The sequence below is a fragment of the Streptomyces sp. NPDC006624 genome (assembly GCF_040611555.1).
In the GTDB taxonomy this organism is placed as follows: domain Bacteria; phylum Actinomycetota; class Actinomycetes; order Streptomycetales; family Streptomycetaceae; genus Streptomyces.
This window is the reverse complement of record NZ_JBEXOM010000023.1, coordinates 81,972-94,968: the sequence shown is the minus strand read 5'-3', so window position 1 is coordinate 94,968 and position 12,997 is coordinate 81,972. Positions and strand designations below refer to the sequence as shown.

Here is a 12,997-nt window from a genome sequence, read left to right as displayed (position 1 = left end):
GTCTCGCTGGCTGGGGGGAAAGGTTCCGCGGGTGGTGTGCACGAGCGTAGAGCAGAGCGGGTACGCCTTCCGCCCGCCCCCTTGACCTCGACCCGACTTGAGGACCCAGGGTCGGACCATGACCACCAAAGACAACGCCGTTCTTCTCTTCCGCAACACCATGCGCATCGAGGAGGGCCACTTGGAGAGCTTCCGGGACGCCGTATCCCGCGCGGTGGCGTTCGCGGAACGGCACGGGCCGCAGCTGATGGTGCACACGTTCGTCGACGAGGAACGGATGCTCGCCCACAGCTTCCAGCTGTACCAGGACTCCGACGCCGTCCGCACGCACTGGAAGCTGGCGGACCCGTACATCCGGGAGGTGATGGAGCACTGCCGGGTGGAGCACTTCGAGGTGTTCGGCGAACCGGACGCCGAGGTCGCGGCCGGCCTGCGCGCCGCGCTCGGCGAGCACACCCAACTGGTGTTCGCCCCGCGCCTCGCCGGCTTCACCCGCTTCGCACCGCCCCCCGAGGGCTAGAGCGCGTCGGCCGGGTCCGGATCGGCGGGGCTGCGGGCCGCCTCGGCCGTGGCCTGGGCGGGCGTCCGGCCGGTCCAGGAGTGGAAGGCCCGGTAGAAGGAGTTGGGGTCTTCGTAGCCGAGCAGGAAGGAGATCTCCCTGACCGACAGGCCCGAGTGGGTCAGGTAGTGACGGGCCAGCGCCTGGCGGGTGTCGTTGAGGACGGCCTGGAACGTGGTGCCCTCGCTCTTCAACTGCCGCTGCAGCGTGCGCGTGCTGACGGCCAGCGTGCGGGCCGTCAGCTCCATCGCGGCGCTCCCGGCGGGCAGTTGCTCCAGCAGGGCCGCGCGCACCCGGTCCGTCAGGGACGCGCCCGCCTCCAGCTCCGACAGCCGCCGGCGCAGCTCCGGCTGGAAGAAGTCCCACATGCGCCGGTCCGCCGTCAGGAACGGCCGCTGCGCGTCGGCCGCGGCGAAGGCGACCGACGGCAGCGGGCCATGCTCGACCGCGGTGCCGAGGAACGCGCGGTAGGGCTCCGGGTCCTCGGGCGGCTCGGGAGCGGTGATCCGGAGCGGCCGCAGCCGCGTCCGGGTGGCGGTCCGGGCCAGCACCACCCAGAACACCAGCTCCGTGATCACCAGCAGCGGCGGAGGATCCAGCGCCACGGGCCAGTGGTAGACCAGCCGCATCCGGTCCTGTGCCTCGTCGACCCGCAGCGTCACCGGGCCGATCAGCTTCTTGTGGACGGCGATGCGGCGGGCGGCCGTGCGCAGGTCGGGGCAGCACAGGGCCGCGAACAAGGGCGGGTCGAAGACCTCGGGGGACAGCGCCCGTCCGATGGCGAGCGGCAGTTCGGGGTCCCCGGTCTCCTCCTCCAGCGCGCGCCACAGCGCGAAGTACTGCCCGGGGCTCAGCCGCACCGGGGCGCGGCCGAACAGATCCGGGGGCAGGCCCGCCCGCCGCAGCACATGGGCGGGGGTGACGCCGAGGTCGACCAGCAGCGCCTGCACGGCGGGCTCCAGGGCGAACGTGTCCACGGCCGTGTCGCCCGCCCTACGCGCCCGCCGCACGCATCACGACGCGGTCGAAGACGCGGTCGCCCAGCCACTTGCGCAGGGCGATGAGCGGCTTGCCGTACTTGCCGGCCACGTAGCGCGTACGGGGGCGGCGTGCGGTGACGGAGGTGACGATCACGTCGGCCAGGCGGGCGGCGGGGGTGGCCTTGCCCGGCGCGTAGTTCGCCCGGGTGGAGGCGGCCAGCTTCCGCGCCGGCCCGGCGTAGGCCGTCGAGCCGGAGCGCTTCAGCATCGGCTCCACCATGACGTCGGCGAACTCCGTCTCGATCACTCCCGGCTCGATGATGACGACGTCGATCCCGAACGGCGCGACTTCCAGGCGCAGACAGTCCGACCAGCCCTCCAGCGCGTGCTTGGTGGCGTGGTACCAGCCGCCGAGGGGCGTGTAGATCTTGCCGCCCATGGAGGAGATGTTGACGATCCTGCCGAAGCGCTGCTCGCGCATGTGCGGAAGCACCAGCTGGGTGAGCCGGGCCAGACCGAAGAGGTTGACCTCGAACTGGTACCGCGCGTCGTCGACGGCCGTGTCCTCGATCGCCCCGTACACGCCGAAGCCGGCGTTGTTGACCAGGACGTCGACCCCGCCGCGCTCGGCGGTGACGCGGTCGACGACGGCCACGATGTCCTCGTCCTTGGTGATGTCCATGCTCAGCGTGACCGCCCCCTGCCGCTCCAGGTCGGCCATCCGATCGACGCGACGGGCGACGGCGTAGACCGCGTAACCCCGCTCGAGGAGCTTCCTGGCGGTCTCCTTGCCCATGCCCGACGAGGCACCGGTCACCAGCGCAGTACGCATGCTTCCCTGCTCTTCCGTGCGGCGGTCCCGATGACCGCCTCTGCTGCCACGGTAGGGAGTCCGGCCCCGATCGGCACCGGCAGAAGGCGCCAGGTGACTTGCGGAAGGCGCCAATCGCGCGGTGACCGCCTCCCCGGCCGTTACGCGTTGCTGACACCCCTGTCTCGTAACCTCGTGACGGAGGACGCCGCAAGGTCGGCGTGTCCACGGTGAGGGGGCGATGGTGCTGAGCAGGGGTGCGCGGTTCTTCGCGGGGGCGATCGCGGTGATCTGCGTGGTGTTCGTCGGTCCCAGCGCGCCGAGCGGTTCCGTGTTCGCCGGTTCCGTGCCCGTGGTGGCCGCCAAGGACGTCGTGCCCAACCGGGTCATGACGTGGAACCTGTGCAACCCGTGCGAGGTGAGCGACGTCGACCGGGCCGCGGAGATCGCCGCGTACGCCCCTCAGGTCGTCGGGATGCAGGAGGCGTGCGTGCGCGACGTCGAGAGGATCCGCGAGTACCTGCAGCGCCTGCACGGGCTGGTCTACCACGTCGAGTACGGGACGGTCCTGCAGAGTTGGGGCCGGTGCGGGGGAGTGCCGTGGAACCCGGGGGCGTTCGGGCAGGCGATCCTCTCGGCGGCACCGATGACCGACCGCGTCAGCGTGGAGTACCCCGACGGCGGCTCGGAGGACCGCGGGTACATGGCGGTCACCACCACGGTGGCCGGTGAACCGGTCCGCGTCTTCAACACGCATCTGGCGCAACGGCGTCAGGAGGGTGTCCGGGCCGCCCAGACCGAGGTGCTGACCACCGAGGTCGCCCGGCTCGACCGCGCGATCGTCCTCGGCGACTTCAACGCCGTGCCGGACGCCCCCGAACTCGCCGGGATGTGGGAACTGGCCGCGGACGCGGACCCCCAGTGCCACCCCTCCCTCACCGCCGTGTGCGAGGCGACCACCGACTGGCAGAGCAAGTTCGACTACGTCTTCCTGCGGGGCATCGCCCCTGTGGACCACCGCGTGCGCCCGACCGAGGTCTCGGACCACCATGTGCTGCACACCGACCTGGACGTCGCGTGAGCGGGTGCTCCGGCCGGCCCGGCCCGTGGCAGGATCGGCGTTCATGAGCACGCGGACAGCGGACCGGCCCGTCGCCCTGGTCAGCGGATCGACGTCGGGCATCGGGGAGGCCGTCGCCCGGCGGCTGGCGGCGGACGGGATGCGGGTCGTCGTGCACTCGCGGCAGACCCCGGAGGCGGGCGAGGCGCTGGCGGCGGAACTCGGCGGGGCGTACGTACGGGCGGACCTGGCCGTGGAGGAGGAGGCCCGCAGCCTGGTCGAGGCGGCGCTCGGCCGGTACGGGCGCCTCGACGTGCTGGTGAACAACGCGGGTGTCAGCCGCCCGATCCCGCACGACGACCTGGCCGCGGCGACACCGGCCGACTGGCGGCATCTGCTGGAGGTCAACCTGATCGCCCCCTGGGTGCTGTGCACGGAAGCCCTCCCGGCGCTGCGCGCGTCCCCCGTCGGCGGCAGCATCGTGAACATCACCAGCCACGCCGGAGTCCGCCCCAAGGGCGCCTCGGTGCCGTACGCGGCGAGCAAGGCCGCACTGAACCACGTGACCCGGCTGCTCGCGGCCGCGCTCGCACCGGAGGTGCGGGTCAACGCGGTGGCGCCGGGGCTGGTGGACACCCCCCTGACGAAGGACTGGGCGCAGGCGCACGCGCTGTGGCGCGACCGCGCGCCCATGCGCCGCCCGGCGCGGCCCGCCGACGTGGCCGACCTCGTGGCGTCGGTGATCGCGTCCCCGTATCTCACCGGCGAGGTCATCGTCCTCGACGGCGGGCTGAACCTGACGTGACGCCGGCCCCAGGCGCCGGTGCGGCGGCAGGGGCCGGCGTCACCTCACCGCACGGCTCAGTCCCGGGCCTCCCCGAAGCCCGCCCCGAGCTTCACGACACGGGAGGTCCGCAGGACCTTGCCCCGCGCGTCCAGCGCCTGCACCTGGAAGTACGGTCCGGGGCGGTTCGTGGTGACCGCCGTCTCGAACCCGGAGCGCGGGGCGCGCCGGACGGCGACCGACAGGGAGTGCGGGTCGGACCCGGCGAGCACCCGCCACGCCCTGGTCTCCGTCGAGCCGTTCCAGGAGGCGTAGACGACGTTGCGCCGGGCCCCGGACCGCACCGCGGCACGCGGGGGGTAGTACGGAGTGCCCTTCCACTCGTACCGGAAGGCCCGGTACGAGATGTTCGCGCCCGGCAGCCGCACGTCGTAGATCTGGTTGCGCCCGGCGTCGCGCGGGGTGTTTCCCTCCCCCTTGTACTCGGAGTAGTAAGGGCTCTGCCCCCACCCCATGAACACGTTGCCGTTGGGGAGGACCTGGGTGTTGCCCTGGGTCGGCGACACCAGCGGCGGCCGGTGGTAGTAGGTCCGGTCCACCGTCGCCCGCCGGTCGCGGAAGTCGAGGTCGAGGATCAGGCCGTGGGACGGCTGCGTGGGCACGCCGTCGGGGAGCTGGCAGCAGGCGTTGTCGAGCATGCTGATCCGGCCGCCCGGCTGGTACCGGGGGTTGTGCTGCCAGGAGAAGTCCGCGTTGGGCCCGAAGGAGAAGTCGCTCTTCTTCCCCCCGATCTGGTAGCGGATCTTCCCGGTCTTCTTGGTGACGTCGTAGATCGCCCACATGTTCCGGGCCGAGATCAGCAGCCGGCCGCCGGGGCCCTCGTCGATGGAGTTGATGTGGAAGGGGTCCCACACCGCGCCGACCTCCGTCAGGTTGGACACCGGCTCGTGGGAGTCCGCGGGGTCGAGATGGTCCAGCGCGTTCCACGAGAAGAGCAGCCGGCCGGTGGCGAGGTCGACCTCCTGGATCTCGTGGTTCGAGACGAAGCCGTTCTCCGGCCCTCCGAAGGGCCGCAGGTCCATGGGCTCGGGCTTGGACGCGATGAACAGCGCGGTGCCCCTGCGGGTCAGCCTGAACTCGTGCTCGTCCGGGGAGTAGCCGTGGTGCGCGAAGACCGTCTTGAGCAGGCGGTAGCGCTGGTCGTAGATGTAGAAGCACCCACCTGGTTCCGGGGCGCCCGGTGGCAGGTTGGGGTAGTAGCCCGGCAGGGCCATGCTCCCCTGCCACCAGGTCAGCACCGGCTGCCCCGGGCCGCCCTTGCGGGTGTCGTAGTACGTCTGGACCTTGACGTCGGTGCTCTGCAGCAGCGGGGAGGGCAGCGGGCGGAACCAGACGGGATCGCCGGAGTTGTCGTTGATCAGCGCCCCGGTCTGGCCGGTCATCCTGGCCGAGCTGTACGGGCCCATGAAGACGTGCCCGGGAGCCGTTCCCGGCTTGTTCTGCCTCACGTCCACCCGCATCGGGCGCAGGCGCGGCTCGGAGACGAAGTTCCACACGTTCCTGCCCGTCAGGACCGGGGGCGGCGGACTCATCGCCGGAGGGGCGGGCTCCGTCGCGCACGGCTGGTCACCCGGGTGCGGAGTCGCCGCCGCCGGAGTCGCGGCCGCCGGAGGCACGCAGCCCGCGGCGACGCACCCCGCGGCGAGCACGCCGGCCCCCACAGCGCGCCAGGCCCGCCTTCGTGACCGGCCGGCCCGCAGATCTCGCGTCGTCATTGCCGTTCTCCCGTCCTCCGGCACCCCTGCGCACAGGGCGGTGCCACTGGTTGTCGGATGTCTCGAACTCTCCGCACCTCTGCGCCCCTCTTCGACGCGGAAAGTCCGGAGGGTGCCACTCCTCGGGGTGACCGTAAGTGACAGGGAGTCACTCCGGGTGCGCGTGCGGCTTCGGGTGAGCCGTCCGGCGGACCCGGTCTCACCCGGACAGACGGCGGCGCGGACCGAAACGGGTCGCGGCCCTCGCCGTGACATGGGCGGGGCGCTGCGGGGCACCTGTGTATCCGTCCCCCACTGAAGGAGCCCGTCGTGGTCGTTGCCGTCATCGTCGTCGTGTGTGTGGTCCTGGCCGTCCTGGCCTTCCTCGTCCCGCGTCTGTCCCGTCACCCCGAACGCGGCACGCAGCGCACGCTGGGTGCCGGTGCGCGGGCCGGGGGCAAGGCGCCCGGCGTGCTGGGCCGGCTGTTCAGCAAGCCCTTCCACAGCAGCTCCCGCGCGGTGAGCCGCAGCGGTTCGGCAGGCCGTCGCTCCCGCGGCCGCATGCCCTTCTGACCGACTGCGCACCCCGAGCGGAGAGACAGGCGATGAACGCCGAGGACACGGACCTGCTGGACGGCCTGACCGTCGACACCAGCCGAAGAGAGCAGCCGCTCGTACTGGACGGACAGGGGCGGCCCATCCGGACGTGGCGGGAGAACTACCCGTACGACCGCAAGGTGGGCCGCAAGGAGTACGAGCGGACCAAGCGCATCCTGCAGATCGAGCTGCTCAAGCTCCAGCGGTGGGTGAAGGACACCGGCGCGCGCGTGATCGTCGTGTGCGAGGGGCGCGACGCGGCGGGCAAGGGCGGCACCATCCAGCGGCTCATCGAGCGGCTCAACCCGCGCGGCGCGCGCGTGGTCGCCCTGGACAAGCCCACCGAACGCGAAGCGGGCCAGTGGTACTTCCAGCGGTACATCGCGCAGCTGCCGACGGCCGGGGAGATCGTCTTCTTCGACCGCTCCTGGTACAACCGGGCCGGCGTGGAGCGGGTGATGGACTTCTGCTCCAAGGACGACTACGAGGTGTTCCTCGAACAGTGCCCGGTCTTCGAGAAGATGCTGGTCGACGACGGCACCCTGCTGGTGAAGTTCTGGTTCTCCGTGTCCCGCTCGGAGCAGCGCACGCGCTTCGCCATACGGCAGGTGGACCCGGTGCGGCAGTGGAAACTGTCCCCCACCGACATCGCCTCGCTCGACCTCTGGGACGACTACACCGAGGCCAAGGTCGACATGTTCCGCGCCACCGACACCGCACACGCCCCGTGGACCGTGGTCAAGAGCAACGACAAGCGGCGCGCGCGGCTGGAGACCATGCGCAGTCTGCTGTCGCGCATCGACTATGACAGCAAGGACCCCGAGGCGGTCGGCACACCCGACCCGCTCATCGTCGGCGCCGCCGACACCCTTCTGGAGCCGGGTGAGGAGGACACCACACTGTCCCCCACGCCGTTGTCCCCGCACGCGGCCGACGGACCCGGCAACCACCCCGAACCCGACTGACCCGCGCAGGCCCCCGAGACACCGGGGGAGACGCCGATGCGCTCACCGCCACGACGGCGGTGAGCGCATCGGCGTGCCAGGTGGGCGCATCGGCGTACCCGGTGACCGGACCCGCAGGGCTCAGCCGTTCAGCGCTGGCGCCCGTCGGATTCGGGCCCGGCCCCCGCATCGGCACCGGGATCGGGGGTGGGATCGGGATCGGGATCGGCGGGACGGAAGCACGCCGTCACCGTCTTTCCGTGCCGCTGGCACGTCATCCCCCAGTCGTCGGCGAGGCTCCGGACGATGGCCACCCCGCGGCCGCCGACGTCCCCCGGCCCCGGCTCACGCTGGAGCGGCAGCCTCGGGTCCTCGTCATGGACACTCACATGGAGGCAGTCGCCGTCCCAGGTGAGGACCAGGTGCGCATCGCTGTGCGCGTGCCGGTGCGCGTTGGTGACCAGCTCGGACACCGCCAGCACGACGGCGTCCACCGTGTCCGGCTCGGCAGCCGCCCAGGGCAGGGTCTCCAGCCGTCCGCGTGTCCACTCCCGCCCGGCGCGCACCCCCGCCGACATGGGAAACGAGTGCGCCCACCCCATCGCCTTCACGGCCACTGCATCGACCTTCTCTCTCCTTCGCACGCCCTTGGGTTCCCGCACGACTCCAGTACCCGGCACCCGCCCCGGCAGACCTGAGGGGCACGCCCGAACACCGCCGGGAAGGGCGGTGTTCCCGGCAGACGCCTGACAGGACCGGCCATACAAGACCGGTGACATTGCCGGTCCGCGCGCGGCGGCCGGTCCCCGAGAGTGGCACGGCCAGCCCGACGGCGGTTCCACCCGGGCCCACGGCGGGACTCCCCAGGTCCCGCCCGTCCGCGGAACGGGCCGCCCTCCACGACAGAGAGGACGACTCGTCGTGCAACTCCTTCCCCACACCGACCGGTCCGCTCCCGCCGGCGACTCCCACCGGCGCCCGGGCGGGCGCAGGACCGGCCGCCTGGCCGGCGCGGCCGCCGCGCTCGCCGTCATCATCGGCCTGGGACCCCTGAGCGGCCCGGGCGCCCACGCCGCGGACAACCCCTACGAGCGCGGCCCGGCGCCCACCACGTCCAGCATCGAGGCGGCGCGCGGCCCGTACGCCGTGTCGCAGACGTCCGTCTCCTCGCTGTCCGTGACCGGATTCGGCGGCGGCACCATCTACTACCCGACCAGCACCAGCGACGGCACCTTCGGCGCGGTGGCCATCTCGCCCGGCTACACCGCCTACGAGTCGTCCATCGCCTGGCTCGGACCGCGTCTGGCCTCGCAGGGTTTCGTGGTGTTCACCATCGACACCCTCACCACGCTCGACCAGCCGGACTCCCGGGGCCGCCAGCTGCTGGCCGCCCTCGACTACCTCACCGAGCGCAGTTCGGTCCGCGGCCGTGTCGACGCCTCACGCCTCGGCGTCATGGGCCATTCGATGGGCGGCGGCGGCAGCCTGGAGGCCGCCAAGTCGCGTCCGGCCCTGCAGGCGGCGATCCCGCTGACCCCGTGGAACCTCGACAAGACCTGGCCGGAGCTCACCACGCCGACCCTGATCTTCGGAGCCGACGGCGACACGATCGCCCCGGTCTCCTCCCACGCCGAACCCTTCTACTCGAGCCTGTCCTCCTCGCTGGACCGCGCCTACCTGGAGCTGAACTCGGCGACGCACTTCACGCCCAACTCGTCGAACACGACGATCGCGAAGTACAGCATCAGCTGGCTCAAGCGGTTCATCGACAACGACACCCGCTACGAGCAGTTCCTGTGCCCGCTGCCCCGGCCGAGCCTGACGATCGAGGAGTACCGGGGCAACTGCCCGCACGGCTCCTGACATCCCGTACCGCCCCCGCGCCGCGCCGCCGTGGCGGTGCGGGGGAACGGCGGCGGACGCGTACGGCGCGTCCGCCGCCGTTGCCGTGCGCGCGTACAGTCCCACCGCCCGGCCGTTGGGCCGCCGCACAGTGTTCGGCGGCCCTGCCCGGCGAACGCGCAGGTGGAGCCGTGGGTGCTCCCGCCGGGGCGTGCGGACTACAGCCTTCCGGTCGCCGTTACGCGCGAGTAGCCTCACAGGGATGACCGGAGACAGGGGCAGGATGCGCGACGCGGCGCCCGCAGCGGGTCGCAGTGGCCGGGACGACGACGCCCGGTCGGTCGCCGAGGAGCGCGGCCGTGCCGAACTCGCGCGCGGTATGCGGCAGTTGTTCGACGGGCCGGTGGGTGACGCGCGCGAGTCCCTGCTGCTGGCCGAGTCCCTGCTGTCCGCCGGCGCCCCGGACCTGGCCGAAACCGCGCGCCTCGCCGCGACGGACGCCGCCTGGGCCGCGGGCGACGCCACGGTGTGCCTGGCGACCCTCGACGGCTGGGACACCTCGGGATGGGCCGGCGGCCACGGCGATCCGGACCCCGCCGTGGCCGAGGCCTTCGCCACCGGGACCGTCGCCTCCGGCGTTGCCGTTGGTGATGGTGCGGGGCGGGGTGCTGCTGAGGGTGCGCCGTCGGCCGGGGACCCTGGGGCTGTCGTCTCCGGTGTGGTCATGGGTGATGGTGTGGGCCGGGTGGGACGGGGTGCTGCTGAGGGTGCGCCGTCGCCAGAGGACCTTGGGTCTGTCGTCTCCGGTGTGGCTATGGGTGATGGTGTGGGGCGGGTGGGGTGGGGCGCTGTCGGTTCGCCGTCGGCGGGGGACACCGTGTCCCTCGCCGTTCCGCCCGTCGGGGACCGCCCGCCGAGTCCCTTCGCCGGCGCCCCCGGGCCGGGGCGGACGAGCGACCCGTTCTTCCGCGACTACCGCGACGGCATGCGAGCCCTGCTCGCCCGGCGGCCGGACCTCGCCGCCGGGCCGCTGCGTCGCGTGCTGGCCCGGGCGCGGAGCGACGGCCGCCCGCCGCGGCTGCTGCGCGCCGCGGCGGCGGCCCTGCTGCTCGGGGACGTCCACGCGGCCCGTGCCACCGCGGCCCGCGCCCTCGCCGCCGCGCGCAACGCGGAGTGCGCCGCGTCCGAAGCGCGCGCCCTGGAGTACCTCGCCTACGGCGAACTGAGAGCGGGCCGCCACGCGCAGGCCCGCGCCCACGCGGAGGAGGGGGTACGGGCGGCGCTCGCGGCCGGACACCGCAACACCGCGGCCAGCCACCACGCGATGCTCGCCCTGGCCGCATCGATCGAAGGGGACACGGCCGCCGTCGCCGGATACGCCTCGGCCGCCCTGCGCACCGCCCGTCGCCACGGCCTCGCCCAGGCGGCGACCCTGGCCGAGTGGGCCGTCGCCCGCGCCGACCTGGCCCGCGGCCGCCCCCTGGACGCGGCCGACCGGCTCGGCCCGCTCGTCGGGCACGGCGCACGGCGTGGTCACTTCGCCGTGTGGCGACTCGCCGTGCCCTGCTTCGTGGAGGCCGCGGCACTCGCCGGGCAGCCCGAGGTCGCGCGGCAGGTCGTCGGCGACCTCGCCCAGTGGGCCGCCTTCGGCGCCGACCCGCACGCGCCCGCCCAGCTCGCGCGCTGCCGGGCCCTGCTGGCCGCGCAGGACGACCGTGCCGACGACCTCTATCTGCGGGCCCTGGCCCTGCACGACGCCTCGGACGGCGACTTCGAGCGCGCCCGCACGGAGCTGCTGTACGGCCGCTGGCTGCGGCGCCGCCGCCGGCTGCGGGAGGCCCGCAACCGGCTCGGAGCCGCCCTGGTCGCCTTCGAGCACTGCGGCGCCGGCGCCTGGGCCGACCAGGCGCGCGGCGAACTGCGCGCCAACGGGGCCATGTCCGCCAAGGAGCCCACCGGTGGGCTGTCGGTGCTGACGCCGCAGCAACTGCGGATCGCGCGCCACGTCGCCGAGGGCGCCACCAACAGGGAGGTCGCGCAGCGCCTGGCCGTCAGCACCCGCACGGTCGACTACCACCTGCGCAACGTCTTCGCCGCCCTCGGCGTGCGCTCCCGCATCGAACTGGCCCGGATGGTCGACCAGGAGACCCGCTGAGCACCCCCGCCACGGAGAAAGACTGCCGCACGACCCCTGGGGACCGACCGGACGGTATGTCATTCTTCGAAGCAGGACTATCTGGGTGACGACGGCCGTCGGCGCAGTGCACCCGCCGGACGCCGCCGAGCCCGCCCGGCGCCGGGCAGCGCCGGGAGGCCGACGTCGGGGGAGGACCGCGATGCATCCTGCCGCACGCACAGGCACGACGTTCCGCACCGGGCCGACCGCCGTTCCGCCGCCGCGGACACGACGGACCCGTTCGCTGATCGACGCCGACGCGCTGCGCGTCCTGCACCGGGCCGCCCGCGTCCTGCTCGAGGACCTGCCGGAGCTGACCGACCGGCTGCTGACGCTCCTGCGCGAACAGGAACCGGCGTACCGGACCGCGCTGGAGAGCGACCACACCGGCACCTGGCAGGAGGTGTACCGCTCGCTGCGGCACAGCGTGGCCTCGCTGCTCGACCCGCGCGGCACCCGCGAGGCCGCCCACCGCTGCACCTGGCGGATCGGGGTGGCCCGGGCCGAGCAGGGGCTGCCGCTGGACGCCCTGCTGCACGCGTACCGGCTCGGCGGGTCCCTGGTGTGGCAGCGGCTGGTGGACGAGACCGCCCGCGCCGAACCCGACGACATCCGGCTCCTGGTGCACGTGGCCACCGACGTGTGGAACTTCGTCGACGAGCACTGCACCCTCGTGGCGGACGCCTACCGGCAGGCCGAGCGGCAACTGGCCTGGCGGCGCGAGAACCGGGTGCGGCTGCTGGCGGCGGCCCTCCTGGACGGCACGAGCCGCATCGCCGATCTGCCCGAGACCGCGGCGGGCCTGAGCCTGCCGGAGCACGGCCGCTACGTCGTCGTCGCGGTCTGCGGTGCCCGGCCGCCGGAGCACACGGGCGCCCGGGCCTCCGCCCTGCCACCGCGCAGGGGCGCGTACTGGCACTCGGGAGCGGAGGTCGACTACGGCATCGTCCTGGTCGGCGAGGACGGAGACGGGGAGGAGGCCCGCGACCCGGTGGCGGCGCTGGCGCTGCCCGCCGACGGCGGGGGCGGATGCCGGATCGGCGTCGGCAGCGCCGTGTCGGGACTCGCCGCCGTCGGCGACGCCCGGCGCCTGGCGGACCTGGCCCTGAGCGTCTGCCCGCCGGAGGGCGGCACCGTCCGGCTCCCCGAGCACCTGCCCGAGGCGCTGGTCGTCTCCTGCCCCGACCTCGGTACGGCCCTCACCGAGCGGGTGCTCGGCCCCCTGCTGCGGCTGGAGGCGGCCGACCGGGACACCCTGCTGGACACCCTGGTCGCCTGGTTCGCCTGCGGCGGTTCCGCCCAGCGTGCCAGTGAACGGCTGTACTGCCACCGCAACACCGTCCTGAACCGGTTGCGCCGCTGTGAGCAGCTCATCGGCCGCTCCCTGGCGAGCCCGCTCGACGTGATGGAGGTCGGCCTCGCCCTGACGGCGCGCAGGCTGCTGCCCGGCTGACCGGGCTCCTGGTCGGCGGGCCCGGTCTGGTCGGCTG

The 12,997-nt window shown here is 73.3% G+C and carries 11 protein-coding genes and 1 pseudogene; 8 read left to right on the top strand and 4 right to left on the bottom strand.

Going from position 1 to position 12,997, the window contains the following annotated elements; translation table 11 throughout:
- The first annotated feature begins 118 nt into the window (after positions 1–118).
- Positions 119–520 (top strand): hypothetical protein, encoded by a 402-nt coding sequence (locus ABZY20_RS31585; RefSeq protein ID WP_356445992.1) that lies wholly within the window; start codon positions 119–121, stop codon positions 518–520.
- Here the strand turns inward: ABZY20_RS31585 and ABZY20_RS31580 are convergent.
- Positions 517–1,536 (bottom strand): AraC family transcriptional regulator ligand-binding domain-containing protein, encoded by a 1,020-nt coding sequence (locus tag ABZY20_RS31580; RefSeq protein ID WP_356445990.1) that lies wholly within the window; start codon positions 1,534–1,536, stop codon positions 517–519. The two genes, ABZY20_RS31585 and ABZY20_RS31580, sit on opposite strands and share 4 nt — an antisense overlap.
- Before the next feature lie 16 nt (positions 1,537–1,552).
- Positions 1,553–2,371, bottom strand: coding sequence for an oxidoreductase (locus tag ABZY20_RS31575; RefSeq protein ID WP_356445988.1), 819 nt, complete (start codon positions 2,369–2,371; stop codon positions 1,553–1,555).
- Between the two features lie 220 nt (positions 2,372–2,591).
- Between ABZY20_RS31575 and ABZY20_RS31570 the strand changes: the two genes are divergently transcribed.
- Positions 2,592–3,431 carry an endonuclease/exonuclease/phosphatase family protein gene (locus ABZY20_RS31570; protein WP_356445986.1) on the top strand — a complete coding sequence of 280 codons (840 nt, stop codon included), beginning with the start codon at positions 2,592–2,594 and terminating at the stop codon, positions 3,429–3,431.
- Between the two features lie 43 nt (positions 3,432–3,474).
- Positions 3,475–4,215 carry an SDR family oxidoreductase gene (locus tag ABZY20_RS31565; protein WP_356445985.1) on the top strand — a complete coding sequence of 247 codons (741 nt, stop codon included), beginning with the start codon at positions 3,475–3,477 and terminating at the stop codon, positions 4,213–4,215.
- 56 nt (positions 4,216–4,271) lie between these two features.
- On the opposite strand, the gene ABZY20_RS31560 is transcribed toward ABZY20_RS31565, so the two are convergent.
- Entirely contained in the window at positions 4,272–5,786 is a 1,515-nt protein-coding gene (locus ABZY20_RS31560) for an arylsulfotransferase family protein (protein WP_356445983.1), read from the bottom strand.
- A gap of 492 nt (positions 5,787–6,278) precedes the next feature.
- Here ABZY20_RS31560 and ABZY20_RS31555 point away from each other — a divergent pair, with 492 nt between their 5' ends.
- Both ABZY20_RS31555 and ppk2 read left to right on the top strand, forming a co-directional pair.
- Positions 6,279–6,521, top strand: coding sequence for a DUF6411 family protein (locus ABZY20_RS31555; RefSeq protein ID WP_356445981.1), 243 nt, complete (start codon positions 6,279–6,281; stop codon positions 6,519–6,521).
- Positions 6,522–6,553: 32 nt separating this feature from the next.
- Entirely contained in the window at positions 6,554–7,510 is a 957-nt protein-coding gene (ppk2, locus tag ABZY20_RS31550) for a polyphosphate kinase 2 (protein ID WP_356445979.1), read from the top strand.
- A 128-nt stretch (positions 7,511–7,638) separates the two neighbouring features.
- Here the strand turns inward: ppk2 and ABZY20_RS31545 are convergent, their stop codons facing one another.
- Entirely contained in the window at positions 7,639–8,106 is a 468-nt protein-coding gene (locus tag ABZY20_RS31545) for an ATP-binding protein (protein WP_356445977.1), read from the bottom strand.
- A 385-nt stretch (positions 8,107–8,491) separates the two neighbouring features.
- On the opposite strand from ABZY20_RS31545, the gene ABZY20_RS31540 reads away from it, so the two are divergent.
- From ABZY20_RS31540 to ABZY20_RS31530, 3 genes and pseudogenes are all read left to right on the top strand, one after another.
- Positions 8,492–9,352, top strand: coding sequence for an alpha/beta hydrolase (locus ABZY20_RS31540; RefSeq protein WP_356446063.1), 861 nt, complete (start codon positions 8,492–8,494; stop codon positions 9,350–9,352).
- 1,057 nt (positions 9,353–10,409) lie between these two features.
- Positions 10,410–11,486 (top strand): annotated as a pseudogene (locus ABZY20_RS31535) (helix-turn-helix transcriptional regulator); the annotation flags it as partial.
- Positions 11,487–11,667: 181 nt separating this feature from the next.
- Complete coding sequence (locus ABZY20_RS31530) at positions 11,668–12,960, top strand: helix-turn-helix domain-containing protein (protein WP_356445975.1); 1,293 nt, start codon at positions 11,668–11,670, stop codon at positions 12,958–12,960.
- The last annotated feature ends 37 nt before the right edge of the window (positions 12,961–12,997 follow it).